Below are 17,776 nucleotides of genomic sequence, written 5' to 3'. Positions count from 1 at the left end.
CTTCTGCATTCCAGAGTAGCTGCTGCTCTGGAATGTTTTTATAGGCGCTGAAACGCTTCCGGATAGTCAACGACCAGTCCGTCTTTGTCTACTGTAATTGTTGTTTCATAGTCACGGCACTGATACAGGAAGGTTCGATACTCTCCCTGTTCCCCTGTATAGGTATACACCTGCTCTACTTTTTGGCAGGTCAGTGCGGGTACGTCTATGTATAAAACATCAAGCTTTCTACTTTGCCCCGTTTCCCATAAAAACCGGTTGATGGGCAGTGTATTTGAAAACGGTGTGGCTGAAATATCAACGTCCACCACTCCCTCTGCATCTACGAGCGTGGCTCCGTCTTTACTCCAGCATCCTTCTCCATTTGAGGAAAGAGTGAGTGTTTTTTCTCCATGGTTAATCTCAACCTTTTGGACCGCCCATTTTGGGTCCAGTTGAAGATGATACGTGACAGAATAAGAGTATTCGGAAACAATTACACTGCTTGTTACCGTAACGCCATCGTTCGTTTTTTTGAGAAACGCTTCTTCCCGTCCGTTTGTTTCGAGATTTTTCCAAATGATTTTTTTCATCCAAATTCCCCTTTTAGCGAACTTTTACTTGCATGGATTTGCTTTAATGGTACCTTAAGATGAAGATACCGTATTAGACAAGTAAATGACAGATAAAAGGTACTTTTTGACATAAGCCTGCGTGCGCTTGACAATCGAATATGTTCCAGCTATATTTAGTTTAGTTAACTTAACTAAACTATTATTCTTGTGAGGTTTCTATGAAGCTACTTACTAATAAAAGATTTATTTTCACCTGGCTGTCCGGCATGTCTCTGACACTCGGATTTTCCATTTTCTTTTTAAGCATCTCCTGGCTGACAATTGATGTATTGAAGCAGCCGGGTCTTCTTGGAATTATTATGGCCGCCGTGTCACTTCCGCGTGTGGTGATGATGGTGTTTGGAGGTGTCTTTGCGGACCGGTTTCAAAAGAGCCGCTTGCTTTTCCTGACTAATCTTGCGCAAGCTGCTTTGATGCTCGCGATCGTGGGACTTCATTTGGCAGACGCCTACTCGGTAACCGCTCTCCTTGTGATTGCTGTGGTTTTTGGAATTTTAGACGGCATGTCATATCCGGCACTTTCATCTCTCATCCCTTCAATCGTGAAAAAGCAGGATCTTCAGCGTGCCAATTCACTCTTCCAGGGTTCCCTTGAACTTATGTTTGTTCTTGGGCCTTTCCTCGCTGGTGTCCTGCTGACGTTCGGCGGTTTCGCACTCAGCTTTGGAACATCTGCAGGATTGATCCTGCTTGCGGCTGTCCTGATTTTGCCGCGCTTGATCCAGGATGTGATTCCTGAATCTGCAACCTTGACGTTTTCAACGGTTATCTTTGATTTAAAAGAAGGAATCTCCTACGTCTCCCGGACGCCTATTTTGCGAGCGGGGACATTGGCAATTGCCATCGTTAATCTCTTTATTATGGGACCGCTGATTATGAGCATTCCCATCCTCGTCGGTGAACGCGGAGGAACGCCATTTGACTTGAGTCTTATTGAAGGCGGACTTGCTTTAGGTACATTTGTCGCAAGCTTCCTTGTTCTTGCGCTCCGATCTGTTCAGCGCGGGCGGTTCGTTTTTCGTGCACTCTTTTTGACGGTTCTGGCTTTCTTGTTTTATACGCAGGTCGAGTCCATTCCGCTTCTTGCCATCGCTTCAGCCATGAGCGGTTTTATGCTGATGCTGGTTTATTTGCCGGCAGTGACACTGATGCAGGAAAACAGCGATAAAAACAAGATTGGCCGTGTGATGAGTATCATGGCGCTCGCCGCCTCAGGACTTGAGCCAATCGCTTTTGCGGTCTTATCCGTACTCGTCGCTCTAGCTGTTCCCATTCAAACACTGCTTGTCGTCTTTGGGGGAATTGCCCTGGCCGCAAGTATTCTCCTCTTTGTACGAAGCGGCACGTTCCGAAAAGCGGCATAGATGAAAAAGGAAAGGAATGAGAGAGTTGAACCAGGATAAAAAACAGCGAATTCATCAAATATATCATCAAATAAATGAGCTCGATCTGCTATTGACACAATACTTTACGGACTTAAATGAATTTGAACTGACCTATCAGCAGGAGCAGGTGCTGATGCTTTTTAAGCGGCAGGATACGTGGACGACGACGGAGCTTGCGTTGCGTATGAACATCTCGAAAAGCGGAATCAGCCAGGTGCTCAAGATCCTGGAAAATCGCGGCTTTGTAAAAAAAGAAAAAAACCCGAAGAATCTCCGGGAAAGCTTTATCCAGCTAGACGTGCAGGGCCATGCTTTTTCTGCACGAGTCAATGAAATTGAAGAACGACTCACAGAGGAATTGTTCAGTGTTCTCAGTGATGAAGAAGTGGGTTCACTCACAAATTCGTTTCAGCATATCATCACGTATTTAACAGAGAAGAACAAAAGAGAAGGAAAGGCAGAGGAATAATGTGGGAGGTATTTTTTGAAACAATGGGACAAAAGTATCTGATACTCTATGATCGGCTCGCTGCGCTTTAGGTGGACGCTTTCCGCAGGGACGGCGCTGAGCCTTTCCAGGTAGGCCCTGCAAAGTCTCAGCTTGCCGTCATCTCCTGCTGGAGTCCCCACCTTCCGCTCCACTCTCCTCATACTATTTATAATTACTTCCTCATAAAATTTTATTGCCTTTCAACCCTCACACTCCCGTTCAAGCATTTGTGCTTTATTTAATTACTGGGGTCTTAATTCCCGCTGCCCAGTCCTCAATAAACGGGGATTGATGAGGATTAACCTCCTGTGGAATATCGTTTTTATGTCTGAAGCTGAGTTCCCTGCCTTCATCACTCGGCTGAAGCACACCGGTAAAATGGGTGGTGTGAAAGATGAGCTGAACACTGAATACCTTATCCCCATTCTCATATTGTGCCAATCCCTTTTCACCCGAATAGATGCCAAATAGCGAGACGTCTCTGATCGTCAGCCCTGTCTCTTCCAGCACTTCACGGATCAACGCGTCCTCTATCCTTTCTCCAATCGCCGCCGGGAATCCCCCACTGTCCGTAATCGGATCGCTTCTGAAACAGCGCACGCCCAGCTGCATCTTCAATGATGGCACCACACCCGACCGTTAGTAATGTTTTGTGTCCGATCATTTTTCTCATTGTTGCTATGTAGTCATTCACTTTTTTCTCCCACTTCCTTTTCCATTCTTTAAAAAAACATCAGCGACCAAGGAAGGAATTGAAAAAAGCTATAATAGGGTGAAGACTCACAGCTTCAATCAATTATCTTTGATGTATTAATCAAAAAATTGTTCAATAGCAACCGCAGCACACAGGACCTTTGTTCTTTTTGAAGATAGAAAGCGAGAAACCGTTCATATTTAGAATCGGCAGGCGACTTTTCTTCTTTGCTGTTACGCATTTCCGGTGATAAGTAATGCCTCTTTTTATCTCTTCTCTTTGCATTCTTAATACTTCGCGTTCCAACTGAACCTCTCCTTTTATCAATTATTTTTGATATATTAATGACTTATCATCAAATTATTTTGATCTAAACTCATCGTACAGTTTTCTGAATTTTAAGTCAAGATGTATGATCAACTTTTTTTGATTTAATGTAACTGGTAAAGAACCTGAGCAGCCCACAAGCCGCTCAGGTTTCTTTCTTCTATTTTTCAATCACCAATTTCCCTCGATGCTCCCCAATATCAAAGTCCTTCATCTCTTCTGCCTTACCGATCGTCAGTGTTTTCACAAGAACGTTTTGGCGGATGAGTTCTTCATTTTGACGAATGGCGTTCGTCAGTTCTTCGTCTCCGCTTAGTGTGATGTGGACGCGAAGATCGATTGGGAGGTCCTGTGTTTTCCGTTCGTCCTGTATGACGCGGATCAGTTCACGCGCAAGGCCTTCTAATCGAAGCTCTTCTGTGATCACGGTATCTAACATGACGTGGAAGTCTTTGCTTGCGCCCATGGAAAGTCCAGGGTCCGCGATGCGTTCTGGCTGAAGCAGGTCCATTGGGACATCAATCGCTTCACCTTCTATTAATACGACAGCTTTTCCTTCTTCTATCACATTGGCAGCCTCGGAATCGGTCAGGCTTTCAAGATAGGCTTTCACTTTGCTGACATTTTTTCCGAGTACAGGTCCTGCTGCGCGGAAGTTTAGCTTGATTTCCCAGCGTACAAGATCATCAGAGGATTGCTTAACTGTGAGCTGTTTAACATTCAGTTCATCTTTAATAATGTCACTGTATTTTTCAAGTGCTTTGCCCTGATCCGGATTGACTGGAATGACGGTCAGCTGGGACAACGGCTGCTTGGTTTTAATTGCTTCTGCATTTCGCACACCGCGGGCAAGTTCAACGACTTGAAGCACGGCTGCCATATCCTGTTCCAGTTCTTCATCTCTTTGATCAGGACTGCTTTTCGGGAAAAGTGCCAGGTGGACGCTTTCCCCTGTCAGATTCACATGAATGTCGTCTGCCACAAACGGGATAAATGGCGCGAGCAGCTGACTTACTTTCACAAGCACTGTGTGAAGTGTGTGATACGCTGCTTTTTTCGATTCATTCATGCCTTCTTTCCAGAAACGGTCACGTGAACGGCGGATGTACCAGTTGCTGACTTCTTCGATATACGCTTCTAGTTCTTTTGCAGCTTTTGTAAAATCGTACTGATCCAGTGATTCTTTTACGACTGCGGCCACAGCGTTCAGCCGCGAAATCACCCATCGGTCAAGCAGCGTTTTTTCGCCTGTATCTGCTTCGTTAAACTGATAGCTGTCGATGTTGGCATAAAGCGTGTAGAAGCTGTGCGTGTTGACGAGTGTATCAATAACTTTTGATTTTGCTTCCATCACGACGCGCTCTGAGAAGCGTTTGTTGTTCCACGGCGCACTGTCAGCTAAAAGTGCCCAGCGAAACGCATCTGCGCCGAATTGATTGACAAGATCCATCGGATTTAGTGCGTTGCCCTTACTTTTGGACATCTTGCGGCCTTCTTCATCAAGGATGTGGCCGGTAGATAAAACGCGTTTGTAGGGAACCTTGCCAGTGAAAAGCGTGGAAACAGCAAGCAGACTGTAAAACCAGCCGCGTGTCTGATCGATTCCTTCACAAATTACATCTGCCGGGAACTGCTTTTCAAATTGCTCTTTGTTTTCAAATGGGTAATGCTGCTGGGCAAACGGCATGGAGCCGCTGTCGAACCAGACATCAATCACTTCCGGAACACGGTTCATCGTGCCTGCACATTTTTCACATGTAAGCTGAACTCGGTCAACATACGGCTTATGAAGCTCAACGTCTCCGACATCTCCGATTGCTTTTTCCTGCAGATCGGCCTGGCTGTTTGGCGCATATTGATGGTCGCAAGTATCACAGATCCAGATCGGAAGCGGCGTGCCCCAGTAGCGGTTTCGACCGATATTCCAGTCCACCATGTTTTCGAGAAAGTTGCCAAAGCGGCCGTCTTTAATATGAGCAGGATGCCATATCACCTGCTGATTGTTTTGCAAAAACTGATCCTTCAGCTGGGTGGTTTTGATAAACCAGCTTTCGATTGCATAATACAATAGCGGAGAGTCACAGCGCCAGCAATGCGGATAGCTGTGCTCATACTTTTCTTTATGAAACAGAAGTCCTTCATTTGCGAGGTACTTCACGATATCTACATCGCAGTCTTTAACAAAACGCCCTGCAAACGGCGGGATGTCCTCAGTGTATCGGCCCTGTGAATCTACTACATTAAAGAAGGAAAGATTTTCTTTCTTCACTAAGTTGTAGTCATCTTCCCCGTAGGCCGGGGCAATATGAACAATTCCGGTTCCGCTCTCTGCGTTGACAAAGTCTGCTGTGACGACAAAATGACCCCGCTCTGGTTTTACAAACGGAAAGGGTGCGTGATACTCCAGGTCCTTTAGCTCGCTTCCTTTATGTTTGGACAGGATTTCAACTTCTACTCCCAGATTTTTTTCAGCCAGTGCTTCAGCCACAATAAAGATTTCTCCGTCTTTTTTCGCTTTCACATACGTCAGATCCGGATGAACGGCCAGCGTAACATTTGCGGGCAGGGTCCATGGGGTGGTCGTCCAGCCAAGGAAGAATTCATTGTCGGTGCCTTTTACTTTAAATTTTGCTGTGGCGGACAGATCCTTCACGGTTTCATAGCCTTGCGCTACTTCATGTGAGCTCAATGTTGTCTGGCAGCTCGGGCAATAAGGCGACACGCGGTGACCTTTTGTCAAAAGATCGCGGCCGTGCAGATTGCTTAAAATGTACCACACACTCTCGATGTAGCGGTTTTGCAGGGTGACATAGGGATCGTCCATATCGAGCCAGTAGCCGATCGCTTCTGTAAATTCGCGCCATTGCTTTTCATAATTAAACACACTTTTTTTGCATTCCTCGATGAATTTTTCCACACCAAAGTTTTCAATTTCCTGCTTGCCTGAAATACCGAGCTGCTTTTCCACTTCAAGCTCAACTGGCAGACCATGCGTGTCCCAGCCGCCTTTTCTCAGTACCTGATAGCCCTGCATCGTTTTATAGCGGGCCACAAAATCTTTAATGACGCGGCCGAGTACGTGGCCGGCATGAGGAAGACCGTTTGCGGTTGGCGGTCCTTCGTAAAACACAAAGGTCTCCTCACCTTCCCGTTCATGCATCGAGCGGTTAAAAATCTGATGTTGATTCCAATAGTCTTTGACGCGGTTTTCACGATCGACCGCGGCTTCTTTTGTATTTACACTGCGCATTGCTTTCACCTCAACCATTCAATTTTTTCAAGCAGTCAGCAGCAGAGACTTTTTTGCATTAAAAAAATCCGTCCCTGCTTCATTAATAAACAGGGACGGATTGGATCCGCGGTACCACCCATATTCCATGTGAAAATCACATAGCACTCGGTTAAAATCGGATAACGGCCGTCAGCCGGTTTTCCCTACTTCAAGCGTTTCAGGAAAACGTCTCAGAGATGATTTTCGGCTGATTCCCGCCGCCGCGTCCCAGCATTTCACGGCTCTCTTTGGGTCAGGTGTGTCAGCTTACTTTTCTCGTCATCGATACAATCAATTATTTCCAATATCGTATAACGAAATACCCCGGTTGTCAAAGTGCGTGCTGCACGTGGCTGATGTCGTGCATCGCTGATTATCGCTTTTTTTGAACAGGGATCCAGATTTCGCTTTTAAACGTTTGTGAGGTCAGATCTTTGTCTTCATTCCATAATATTTCCGGTCCTGCAATTTGTTGATACGTGGAGGATGGAAACCACTCGGAATAAATGCGTCCCCATACATCCTGCAGCGTATCCGGAAACGGTCCGATTGCCTCGAATACCGCCCAGGAGCCCTCAGGAACTTCAAGCTGTGTCAGGTTTTCAGGGCACGCTTTTGTTGTAGCCGCTCCGATATAATGGTCAAGCTCTCCTTTTTCATCCATTCGTCCTTCGGAAAAATTAGTTGAGGCACTCAGCAGGCCAAAAGGTGCGGTGTTGGAAAGACTTTTAAGCTGATTAATTGCTTCACCATCGATGCTTTCCCACATGGAAGCAATATGCGGATTCACCCCGCTGAAAATAATCGGAACTCTTTTTTGGATCCCCACAATGCGAAATGCTTCTTTTTGTTCAATTCGATAGTTCATTTCAATTCCTCCTTTAACGGATAATTGGAAGGTCATCCTCGGGTAGGCTTTTAATGAATGGACATTTTTTCTTGCTTCTGACGGTGTCGTGCCATGCATCTGTTGAAAAGCACGGGTAAACGAATCGGCTGAATTGTAGCCGTATTTCACTGCAAGGTCAATAATCTTTGCATTGCTGTTTTTTAGCTCAAACGCAGCGAGCGTAAGCCTCCTCCTGCGGATATATTCCGATAAAGAAATGCCTGCAAGAAAGGAAAACATTCTTCTGAAGTGATACTCAGAGCAAAGAGCAAGTTTTGCTGCTTCTTTTATATCTATTTCATTTGCAAGATTTTCTTCAATATACGCTAGCCCTTGATTCATTTCTTTTAATGATCCCATTAGTATGACCTCCTTGATCTAAAGAATAGCAGGAGCAGAATGCTTCCAACCGACTTTTCATGCACGATTATGCAGGTGTATTAAAGTGTGATAAATTTTCTCCAGTTCATTTTCAGTTCATATTAGACTGGTAGTATTCAGTTATCAGGAAGAGCAAAATAATACCTGATATAATGAACAGTCTAATTAGGAGGAATACGATGAAGCTAGTAGAAATTAAGCATCTAAATAAATCATATACCCTTTCCGGGAAAGAAAAAATACCTGTCCTTCGGGATGTGAATGTAAGCTTTGAAAGCGGTGAGTTTGTTTCCATTCTCGGGGAATCGGGCTCAGGAAAATCGACGTTAATGAATATCATCGGCGGGATGGACTCTGACTATGAAGGGGACCTTATCATACAGGGGCAAACGCTGAGATCGATGAATGAAAGAGAAGTGGATGCCTATCGAAAAGATAAAATCGGCTTCATTTTTCAAAGTTTTAACTTAATCCCCCATTTAACAGTGCTTGAAAACGTAACGATTGCGATGCAAATGATGGCGAAAAGCGAAAAAGAACGGACGAAGCGCGCGCTGGATATTTTAGGGGAAGTCGGCTTGCAGGATCATGTTAAAAAGCGCCCAAATCAGCTTTCAGGCGGACAAAAACAGCGTGTCGCCATTGCACGCGCTTTGGCTAATGACCCTGATATTATTCTGGCAGATGAACCAACCGGAGCACTGGATCAGGAAACGAGTGAACAAATTCTTGAAATTCTCAATTCCATTGCAAAAAAAGGCGTTCTCATCATCACAGTCACCCATTCAGAAAAAGTTGCCCAATTTGGAAGCCGCATTGTATCTGTAGACGACGGGCGAATCAAAGATGACCAAACTTCAAGAGAGCGCTACACTGCTCCAAGGGAAACCAAGCAGAAAAAAGGAAAAAGTTTAAGCATGGCGGCCTCATTTAAAATGGCTCTGCGAAATATGCAGTTAAAAGGAAAACGAAATGCGCTGGTGGCCATAGGAGGATCGATCGGAATTATTAGTGTTCTCCTTATGCTTGCATTAGGAAATGGTGTAACTGGCTATATGAATGATGAAATTAATGAGAGCATCAATCCACTGCTTGTCGATGTTGTGAAAGAGACTGAAAGCGCCGAGGAAAATGGACCTCCACAGCCGCAAATGGGCGGCGATCCGTTTACAAATGAGGAAATCGATCAAATCAATGAAATAGAAAAAATTGATCGTGTAGAACCCGTCACAACCGTCAATGGAAAAGCCACGATTGTATCCAATGATGAAAGCCATGAGCTCTCCTCACTTGGCACTGTGACCGATTCAATTTCTGAAGATGCGATTGAAACAGGATCATTACCATCACAAGATGAAGTACTGCTGACAGCCTCATTTGCACAAAGTATTTCCAGTGAGGATACGTACGAGTCGCTTGTAGGGGAAACCATTCAGCTGTTTGTCAACGAGATGGATGATACGAATCAGCCAGTCACCGTTGAACGTGATCTTGTTGTGTCAGGCATTTATACGCAGGAAAGTGCAGGACCGATAGCGGGAGCAGGGGCATTTGTTTCTTATTCAACGCTTGAAGCAGCTTACAACACCCAAAATTTAACCCTGCAGCCCACACAGATCAATGCGTACGCTTTCGATCAGGATGATGTGGAAGGCATAAAAGATGATGTAGAAGAAGCCGGATTTGTCAGCTCACCTGTTTCCGCTATGCTCGATCAGGTCACACTGTATCTTGATATGGCCACATGGGTGCTTGCCGGAATTGCAGGGATCTCACTTCTTGTGTCGGGTATAATGATTTTAGTAGTTCTTTATATCAGTGTGGTGGAACGGACGAGAGAAATCGGTATTTTACGGGCGATTGGTGCACGAAAAAAAGATATTCGCCGTATTTTCTTTACCGAGTCGGCACTTTTGGGCCTTGTGAGCGGTGTGATCGCCGTGACCGGTGCCTATCTTATCAGCATTGGGTTGAATATCTTTTTAGCAGATGCCTTTGAAGTTGAACTAATTCAGCTCACTCCGCAATACATGCTGTTTGGAATTGGAATCAGCACCTTGATCAGCGTGATTGCAGGAGTACTTCCTTCTTCAAAAGCTGCTAAACTGGATCCAATGGAATCGCTGCGATACGAATAACTCTTGCGGTAGAGTAAAAGAAGGGCATAATTAGATGAGCAGATGAGGGGAGGATGCTGAATGACCACGATTTTAGTTGTCGATGATGACCCGCATATTCTAAAATTAATTAAGCTTTATCTGGAAAATAGTCACTTCACAGTGGTTGAAGCAAAGGATGGGCAGGAAGCACTTGATCTTGTTGCCCATTCTAAGGTCGATTTGATGATTGCTGATGTGATGATGCCCCGTATTGATGGAATTGAATTAACAGAAGACATCAGAAGGTATCTGGATATCCCGATCCTTCTGGTAACAGCAAAAGGCGAATCAATCGACAAAGTAAAAGGATTTCAGGCGGGATCGGATGATTATTTAGTGAAGCCCTTTGATCCTGTTGAACTTGTCCTGCGTGTAAAATCACTCTTAAAGCGGTATAACGTTTCTTCATCAAAAGCAATTCTGCTGGGCGACGTAAAAATGGATCTTGATACATTAACGGTTTCTTCACCTGAAGAAGCCGTCCAATTAAAAAAGAGAGAATTTGAATTGCTTTTTATGCTAGCAGGGTCTCCCGGCCGGATTTTTACCCGAACCCAGCTAATTGAAAGCTTATGGGGGATGGATTACGATGGTGACGAACGGACTGTGGATGTTCATATAAAACGTTTGCGTCAGCGCATCCATTCTTTCCCGTCCTTATCCATCACGACTGTCAGGGGCCTTGGGTACCGTTTGGAGGACAACTAACGTGCTTAAAAAAAGTCTTCGGGCTCAAATTGTCAGTATTTTTATCGTTATCGTCCTGATCAGTGTCTTTATTTCATTTTTCATTGGCACATTGCTTTCGCAAAGAGAAGTGGCCATTGATCAGCCGGTGTTGAACATTGCACGGGACGTTTCTTCTCTTCTTGACCTGACAGAACCGGATCGCCGCGAGCAGGTAGCAGCGATTTTATCCCGCTATAATGTTCATATTGAATCGATACAGGAAGGAGATCAGCTGCCTTTTTCTCTAACTGAAGAAGAAGCGGCTCCCCTCTTTGCTTCTGAGGATCAGGAGCCGTTGTTATTAAGCAGGGGTGAAGGTCCTGTAGCTATCATCGGTGTCCCAAGTTTAGGAAATGAACAAGACTCCTTGCTCGTAAAGGTTGATTTTACAGGCTTTCTGCACATTATGCAGCGGATTTTGATTGGGGGCCTTTCGAGTGTCATCATTATTGGCAGCTTGCTTATTTTGCTGGCATCCCGCTATATCGTCGGGCCTGTGAAAAAACTGACAAACGCAGCAAAAGAAGTGGCAAAGGGAAATTTATCGTTTCGGCTTCATCATAAGAAGAAGAATGAGTTTGGAGACTTGATGGACAGCTTTAATCAAATGGCGGTTGAACTGCAGAAAATTGATAAAATGAGGGACGACTTTGTCACGAGTGTTTCCCATGAAATTCAAAGTCCTATCACTTCCATACGGGGGTTTACACGTGCCATTCGGGATGGCGTCATTCCCGTTGAAAGTCAGAAGGAATATCTTGATATTATTTATCAGGAAACCCTGAGACTCTCAAAGCTCAGTGATCATCTGCTTCGTCTTGCTTCCCTGGATTCCGATCATCATCCCTTCCATCCAGTAGACTATCCGCTCGATGAACAGCTGCGGAGAATCGTTCTCGTCTCTGAGCCATTATGGATGGAAAAAAATCTCGATGTGGAGCTTGACCTCTTTCCTTGCTCCGTTACGGCTGATCGTGATTTATTTGAACAGGTCTGGCAAAACTTATTGACGAACGCGATTAAATTCTCAAATGAAAACAATCAAATTATCGTGCAAATGGAACGTTCGGAGCAGGAAGTTCTAGTTCATATCAAAGATAACGGCAAAGGCATTCTAAAAGAAGATTTGCCTTATATATTTGACCGGCTGTATATGGCCGATCAAGCAAGAGGCCGGTCCGGTGAAGGAAATGGACTTGGATTGTCCATCGTCAAAAAAATAATCGAACTCCATAATTGTAAAATAGATGTTACAAGTGCAGAAGGAAAAGGAACCTGCATGACAGTAACGATTCCTGTTAAAACAGCTTCACTCAACTGACACTGCCTTTACATGGGCGGTGTTTTTTTTGTATCCCGGGAGTTTGTCTGAGGAGAGGAGTAAAGCGCTTCCTTAAATAACAAGTAATGATTCCGTATAAAAGCAGCTTTCCATTTTCTTTTTACAGATGTTTTTCCGGCGCGTTGCCTCTTTTACAAGTTCTTCTGCACTGCTAAATGCTTCAGAGGTATAGGTGACAACTGCAATAGAGATAGAGACCAGCGCGATTTCCTCAAACTGGCCTTTGCGGTTTTCTGCGTAAATGAAACGCTGCTGAACGTGCTCGTCTGAGTAAAAGGTGCGAATGAGGTCATTAAATTGTCTGATGATCGAGCTGCACGCAGGTTCATATTCCGCGCCTGGAATCATGACCACGAAATCATCTCCTCCAATATGACCGAGAAAACTGTCTGTCCGTTCAAAGCAGCTGCGAAGAATAGAGGCCGTTGCCTGAAGGAGTTCATCTCCCTTTTTAAAGCCATAGGAGTCGTTGTAAGCTTTAAAACGGTCCAAATCAATATACAAAAAAGTGAAGGGCTGCTGCTGCTCAACGGATGCGGCGAGGTGCTCGTCAATCAATGTATTACCTGGCAGGCGTGTGAGGGGATTCAAATAGCTGGCAAGCTCTGTTTGAATATCTGCCACTGTTGTCAGAAGTTTTTTAATGCTGACCACACCGTACACCGTTCCTTCTTTCTTCACTACGACATCGTCATACACTTCATGATCCGGTCGTTCCATCGCCCATTTGCTGACCTCGATCACGGATGCGAAAAAATCAACCGTCAAAGGAGAGGGATTGGCCAGTAATTCAATGGGTCGCTTTACATAAAGATTGTAGCCATAGCGGGTGCCCATTTTCTGATAAAACTTTGTTCGGGTCATTAAGGCAGGCTGTTTATCAAGATCCATTATCACAATGCCCTGCAAACCCGGCTCCTGCTGAAAAAGCTCATCTACTTCACTGCACATCGTGCTGCCCTTCATACAGCTGATCCCTTTGGCGATGTCCCCTATATATGCCCTCATTCGTTCATCCCTCTTTCACAGGAAATCAATTTTCATCCAAGTGCTTTAACCGGTCTTTCCTGCTGTATTGTCGGCGCTGTCGGCAGAATGCCCGGCTCAAGATTGATTTTTGGCTTGCCGAGTGCATAGCCCTGCCCGAAGTGAACCCCTGATTTTTGCAAATAAAGAAGCTCCGGCAGAATTTCAATTCCTTCGGCAATAATCTCTGTATTAGATTGCCCGGCAAAGTTCACTAACAGCTCGACCAAATGCTGCTGAGCCGGATTTATATGAATGTTGCGAATTAATGATTTATCAAGCTTCAGAAATTCCGGCTGCAGCGACAAAATCGTCTTTAAGCTGTTGTAGCCTGTTCCCGCATCATCAACAGCAATGCGAAAGCCCTGATGGCGGTAATTTTCAATCGTTCGCACAAACTGGCAGTAGTCCGTAACGGTCTCTTTTTCTGTCAGTTCAAGCACGACCTGGTCTGGAGACAAATGATATTTATTTAGCAATTCAAGTGTGTGACCGCTGCGATAAAAAGGATCCTCTAAAATCTGCGGCTGGATATTAAGAAAAATAAGCCCGCCGTTATACCAATCTGATCCCTTTAGTCCTTCCTCATACCGCTCAAGAGAAAGATTGCGAAGAAAGCGTTCAAACGCAAACACCTTTCTGCTTTTGCCAATATGATCATAAAATGTTTCTGTTGTCGGAAAAAGCCTCGTGCTTTTTGGCCGGTTCAATATTTCAAAGCCAATCGTTTCGCATTGAGTAAGCGATAGTATCGGCTGAAAAAAAGTCGTCATCTGCTCTTTTTTCATCAGCTCACGAAGCTCTCCATCCTTCTGGCTTTCCTTATAAAGATAGCTTCTATTCGCCTTTAAATATTTCATATAGTGTAAAACATCCCTAAGCCCATTCATCATTATAAACTCCCTTTACCCATACTGAATATCCCATGCTGTCAGGTCATTATAAGCTATGAGTTTTATTTTTCATGGGAGAATAAATTAAGATTTGGTAAATTTCGAAAAGGGACAGGCGCATGACAAACAAAAGGGGATGTTCTAAGGAGAAAGAACCTATGATACACTTATTCTATCATAATTTACCAGATATTTTTGTGAGTATTCAACCATTATTTTATAAGTAAGGGAGATATCCTATGACAAAAGCGCTGCTTGTGATTGATGTGCAAAAAGGGATGTTTAGACTAGGCGAAGAAGTAAATGAGTCAGATCATCTACTCTCAACCGTTAAAAGCTTACTTGGAAAAGCCCGCGATTCAGCCATACCTGTTATTTATGTTCAGCACAATGCTCCTCCAGGAAAACCCCTGGAAACTGGACAGGAAGGCTGGGAGATACATAAAGAGATCACCCCTCACCCAGAGGATACGATTATCCAAAAAACAACTCCAAACTCTTTTTTAAATACTTCATTAGAAGAGGAATTGATGAGGAAAAAGATTACCCATCTTTATATTGCGGGTATTCAAACAGAAGTGTGCGTGGATACCACTTGCCGCGCGGCTTTCAGTTTGGGGTACAAAGTAACTCTCCTATCAGATGCACATAGCACATGGGACTCGAGTACGCTGACAGCCAGACAAATCATTCATCACCATAATGGAGTGCTGAGATGGTTTGCAGATGTTCTTCCTTGTGAAGAAGTGGCGTTTGTGTAAAATACCCGGTCATAGTTATTGGGTTTAAGGTAACTGGATATTCTCATTTTAAACGCCATTCATTTTACTAGACTGTAAGAGAAAGGAGAATTGAACGGTGTACCTATTTGAGATCATGACCCAAAAACAGGCCATGGAAATTGCATACAATTGGCACTATGATAGAGAATACTCTTTTTACGATATGGAAGCCGATCAAGAGGATTTAAAGGAATTTATTGATCCTGTAAAGCGGGGAAGTTCCGTCTATTCTGTAATGAACCATCATGAATTGATCGGTTATTTTACTTTCACTCAAACAGATGCAGAGACGTATGACATTGGGTTAGGCTTGAGGCCCGACTTAACAGGGCAAGGGTTGGGTTCAGCTTTTTTACGCTCCGGTATATCATTTGGGGAACGCAGCTTTAATCCTAAACGATTAACTCTGTCAGTAGCGACTTTTAATCAAAGAGCTATCAAACTTTATAAGAATTTTGGTTTTAAAGAAACAGACATTTTCCTACAGGACACAAATGGGAGTACGTTTGAATTTTTTAAAATGGTATATGAGTACTGAAAAGTATTCTTCATATCAAATAGTTTATAGTTCATCCGAAATACGAGTGATTTGGTTGATCACATCTACAATATCATGATTGTCTTTAACTACAAATAAGTGATCTGCTTCCTCTTCATCGGGATCAATAACGTCGTGCAAATCCGATTCGCCCTGCTGTCTCAAGAGCACATCCTTGAAATTTGAATTAGGATTCCTGAAGATATTTGTGCTCCGATCGCTGCGAATAACACGCTCGTGGAGGATTTCATTCGGCAGATTAAAATGAACTATTATACGGACAAATTTATCTGGTCCATATATTTCTTCCAGCAAATATTTTCTGCCACTTTTAGTACGGTTTGAGTTGCACACGATTATATGTAAATCCGTATGTTCCTTTGCATAATCAACAATACATTTTGAGAGGGAGTATTTTAATAGATTAGGTCCATTTTGAAACTGCAACTTTTTATAATATGTATTGATAAATTCGGCATGGTTATCCTGATCCATTATGAAAGAGTTGTTTAACTTTTTTTCTAACTCATTGGCAAATATAGTTTTTCCACTATGCGTTTTCCCTACTGTAATAACCGCTAACCGCTTAATAATTCCCCCTTAAGATGTAAATATTTTAACTATATAGACTTAAAGATGAGCAGATATTATATTAAAACTCAAATTCAATAACTTTATTCATTTATGGAAGGGCAGTGGCTTCATCTCCCCGTGCACAAAATCTTGCCTTTAAGAGGAGATGAACCCGCAACATCTGAAACCTATCTGACGTTCTTATTCGCTTTTCTTTTCGCCATCTCTTTTTTGACCATCGGCACTACTTTTTCCTTCACGGTTCTTTGAACCTTAGGGTCACTCATTAGCTTTTTTATCTTTTTAATCATGTGGTTTCCTCCGTTCAAGCATTTTGCTTTCTATCTATCCATACCACAAAAGCCGGTCTTTTAGTCATCCGACTCCCTTTTCTTATGTTGAATCAGACAGAAGTCGAATGCTTGGGGATTATGTTGAAAAAATTTTCGAGATTTGTCATACGATTTTTACAGGTAATTTGAAGGCTATGTCGAATTGATAGTATAAGTGAACCTGCATCTATTCTAAACCAGATAAAGTGAGGCGAGCGTAATGTTCAACTGGATGCCGCATAAGGAACAAAGTGTGTGTGAAAAGAAGCTTACTAGAGTTATGAAGCGTTTGAAGATTGATTATTTTAATTTTAACTGGGATCGCAACAGCTGTTTTATTGAATTCACATACCACGATGAATCTTATAAGCTGAAGCACTCGATTGAAAAAGCGAAAAAGAGAGGCGTCATTTTAAAAAACGGAATGGACTGCCTGGTGGATTTGACGCAGTCGCTTGAGGATCTTTGCGGGATTATTGACCGTGGTACGTATAATTTTGAAACCTGGATTGCCGGTATGAAGCAGCCCGCTGCAAAGCCGGTGTTGCAGGAAAGAGTGCATATTAAATATAAATCGTTTGATCAGGAGCAGCCTGAATTCATTCAGAACGAGCGTTTGATTCCGTTTGCGTCGGGCTCAAACGCCAGTAACTTCGATTCACCCGGACAGGGCAGGCAGTTTAAACTGATTAAAAAGAACAGCAACTGAAAACGGGTAATTGGCTTACGCCATGAAAAAAGCTCAGAATAAATTCTGAGCTTTTTATTATGTAAACCTAGAACTGACTTTGGGAACTCCGTTCGTTTAAAATACGCTCGTATAGTTCGTCTGTTATGTCAGATGACGCTTGTGTGCCATCCACTATGATGTCCGAATCGGGTTTAATCGTTTTCAGCATCTCTACATACCCGCGCCTGCCTTGTATAAGATAATTTTCCATATCAAGCAGGATGTCTTTAGATGACCGGTCGGAAAAATCTCTTATCATCCGCCGCGCCATAGCGATATCCAGCGGAGTGTCAATGAATACAGCACAGTCAATCCATTCACTTGTCCTGTGATGTTTATACGCAAATGGATAGTCCAAAATAAGATAATCAAAGGCTTCTTTGCTGTCTTTAAGGTCTTGTATGAGTGGATCCAGATTCCACTCATTACAATCCGCTCCCCTGTCCACCCATTCTATTATATTTTGGGGACCTTCAAAATCATATTCATCGAAAAAGAAAACCGTTGAGCGCGGCAGTTTTGAAGCTAACTGCTTTGCTGCGGTGGTTTTTCCTCCGCCAGATACACCTGCGATGGCAATGATGTAGGGTTTCTTCACTGTTTTCCCCCTTCAGCCAATTT

19 protein-coding genes and 1 other annotated feature are annotated in these 17,776 nt (G+C 43.6%); of the genes, 8 read left to right on the top strand and 11 right to left on the bottom strand.

Annotated features, from left to right (window positions below; translation table 11 throughout):
* Positions 1-38: 38 nt before the first annotated feature.
* Complete coding sequence (locus ACQCT8_RS00830) at positions 39-572, bottom strand: putative glycolipid-binding domain-containing protein (protein WP_426867795.1); 534 nt, start codon at positions 570-572, stop codon at positions 39-41.
* Between the two features lie 200 nt (positions 573-772).
* Here ACQCT8_RS00830 and ACQCT8_RS00825 point away from each other — a divergent pair, with 200 nt between their 5' ends.
* Both ACQCT8_RS00825 and ACQCT8_RS00820 read left to right on the top strand, forming a co-directional pair.
* A complete protein-coding gene (locus ACQCT8_RS00825; protein WP_426867794.1) occupies positions 773-1,978 on the top strand; it encodes an MFS transporter in 1,206 nt (401 codons plus the stop codon).
* Between the two features lie 16 nt (positions 1,979-1,994).
* The gene (locus ACQCT8_RS00820) at positions 1,995-2,468 is read left to right on the top strand and encodes a MarR family winged helix-turn-helix transcriptional regulator (protein WP_426867793.1); all 474 of its coding nucleotides are present in this window, start codon (positions 1,995-1,997) and stop codon (positions 2,466-2,468) included.
* Between the two features lie 255 nt (positions 2,469-2,723).
* Here ACQCT8_RS00820 and ACQCT8_RS00815 read toward each other — a convergent pair whose 3' ends face one another.
* The 5 genes from ACQCT8_RS00815 to ACQCT8_RS00795 all read right to left on the bottom strand — a co-directional run bounded on the left by ACQCT8_RS00815 (position 2,724) and on the right by ACQCT8_RS00795 (position 8,030).
* Positions 2,724-3,011 (bottom strand): hypothetical protein, encoded by a 288-nt coding sequence (locus ACQCT8_RS00815; protein WP_426867792.1) that lies wholly within the window; start codon positions 3,009-3,011, stop codon positions 2,724-2,726.
* Positions 3,001-3,183, bottom strand: a complete 183-nt coding sequence (locus ACQCT8_RS00810; protein ID WP_426867791.1) for a hypothetical protein — start codon at positions 3,181-3,183, stop codon at positions 3,001-3,003. The genes ACQCT8_RS00815 and ACQCT8_RS00810 overlap by 11 nt, the downstream gene beginning before the upstream one ends.
* 132 nt (positions 3,184-3,315) lie before the next feature.
* Positions 3,316-3,489: a hypothetical protein gene (locus ACQCT8_RS00805; protein ID WP_426867790.1), complete on the bottom strand. Its 174-nt coding sequence runs from the start codon at positions 3,487-3,489 to the stop codon at positions 3,316-3,318.
* Positions 3,490-3,670: 181 nt separating this feature from the next.
* Positions 3,671-6,760, bottom strand: a complete 3,090-nt coding sequence (ileS, locus tag ACQCT8_RS00800) for an isoleucine--tRNA ligase (protein WP_426867789.1) — start codon at positions 6,758-6,760, stop codon at positions 3,671-3,673.
* An 88-nt stretch (positions 6,761-6,848) separates the two neighbouring features.
* Positions 6,849-7,073: a binding site (T-box leader), on the bottom strand.
* An 81-nt stretch (positions 7,074-7,154) separates the two neighbouring features.
* Positions 7,155-8,030 carry an AraC family transcriptional regulator gene (locus ACQCT8_RS00795; protein ID WP_426867788.1) on the bottom strand — a complete coding sequence of 292 codons (876 nt, stop codon included), beginning with the start codon at positions 8,028-8,030 and terminating at the stop codon, positions 7,155-7,157.
* A 200-nt stretch (positions 8,031-8,230) separates the two neighbouring features.
* Between ACQCT8_RS00795 and ACQCT8_RS00790 the strand changes: the two genes are divergently transcribed.
* From ACQCT8_RS00790 to ACQCT8_RS00780, 3 genes are read left to right on the top strand one after another with little or no spacing between them, the layout of a single operon-like run.
* Positions 8,231-10,189 carry an ATP-binding cassette domain-containing protein gene (locus ACQCT8_RS00790; protein ID WP_426867787.1) on the top strand — a complete coding sequence of 653 codons (1,959 nt, stop codon included), beginning with the start codon at positions 8,231-8,233 and terminating at the stop codon, positions 10,187-10,189.
* 60 nt (positions 10,190-10,249) lie between these two features.
* Positions 10,250-10,918 (top strand): response regulator transcription factor, encoded by a 669-nt coding sequence (locus ACQCT8_RS00785; protein WP_426867786.1) that lies wholly within the window; start codon positions 10,250-10,252, stop codon positions 10,916-10,918.
* 1 nt (position 10,919) lies between these two features.
* Positions 10,920-12,260 (top strand): ATP-binding protein, encoded by a 1,341-nt coding sequence (locus ACQCT8_RS00780; protein WP_426867785.1) that lies wholly within the window; start codon positions 10,920-10,922, stop codon positions 12,258-12,260.
* Between the two features lie 72 nt (positions 12,261-12,332).
* Here ACQCT8_RS00780 and ACQCT8_RS00775 read toward each other — a convergent pair whose 3' ends face one another.
* Complete coding sequence (locus ACQCT8_RS00775; protein ID WP_426867784.1) at positions 12,333-13,289, bottom strand: GGDEF domain-containing protein; 957 nt, start codon at positions 13,287-13,289, stop codon at positions 12,333-12,335.
* 32 nt (positions 13,290-13,321) lie between these two features.
* Positions 13,322-14,197, bottom strand: coding sequence for an EAL domain-containing protein (locus ACQCT8_RS00770; protein WP_426867783.1), 876 nt, complete (start codon positions 14,195-14,197; stop codon positions 13,322-13,324).
* 242 nt (positions 14,198-14,439) lie between these two features.
* On the opposite strand from ACQCT8_RS00770, the gene ACQCT8_RS00765 reads away from it, so the two are divergent.
* The gene (locus ACQCT8_RS00765) at positions 14,440-14,961 is read left to right on the top strand and encodes a cysteine hydrolase family protein (protein ID WP_426867782.1); all 522 of its coding nucleotides are present in this window, start codon (positions 14,440-14,442) and stop codon (positions 14,959-14,961) included.
* A 115-nt stretch (positions 14,962-15,076) separates the two neighbouring features.
* Positions 15,077-15,520 carry a GNAT family N-acetyltransferase gene (locus ACQCT8_RS00760; protein ID WP_426868292.1) on the top strand — a complete coding sequence of 148 codons (444 nt, stop codon included), beginning with the start codon at positions 15,077-15,079 and terminating at the stop codon, positions 15,518-15,520.
* Between the two features lie 24 nt (positions 15,521-15,544).
* On the opposite strand, the gene ACQCT8_RS00755 is transcribed toward ACQCT8_RS00760, so the two are convergent.
* Both ACQCT8_RS00755 and ACQCT8_RS00750 read right to left on the bottom strand, forming a co-directional pair.
* Positions 15,545-16,111, bottom strand: coding sequence for an ATP-binding protein (locus ACQCT8_RS00755; protein WP_426868290.1), 567 nt, complete (start codon positions 16,109-16,111; stop codon positions 15,545-15,547).
* 170 nt (positions 16,112-16,281) lie between these two features.
* On the bottom strand, positions 16,282-16,404 hold the full coding sequence (locus tag ACQCT8_RS00750) for a hypothetical protein (protein WP_269746114.1): 123 nt from the start codon (positions 16,402-16,404) through the stop codon (positions 16,282-16,284).
* 241 nt (positions 16,405-16,645) lie between these two features.
* Between ACQCT8_RS00750 and ACQCT8_RS00745 the strand changes: the two genes are divergently transcribed.
* A complete protein-coding gene (locus ACQCT8_RS00745) occupies positions 16,646-17,134 on the top strand; it encodes a hypothetical protein (protein ID WP_426867781.1) in 489 nt (162 codons plus the stop codon).
* A gap of 67 nt (positions 17,135-17,201) precedes the next feature.
* Here the strand turns inward: ACQCT8_RS00745 and ACQCT8_RS00740 are convergent, their stop codons facing one another.
* Complete coding sequence (locus ACQCT8_RS00740) at positions 17,202-17,753, bottom strand: hypothetical protein (RefSeq protein WP_426867780.1); 552 nt, start codon at positions 17,751-17,753, stop codon at positions 17,202-17,204.
* Positions 17,754-17,776 lie beyond the last annotated feature (23 nt).

This window comes from Jeotgalibacillus proteolyticus (assembly GCF_050107735.1).
In the GTDB taxonomy this organism is placed as follows: Bacteria; Bacillota; Bacilli; order Bacillales; family Jeotgalibacillaceae; genus Jeotgalibacillus; species Jeotgalibacillus proteolyticus_A.
This window is presented reverse-complemented; position numbering and strand designations above follow the sequence as displayed.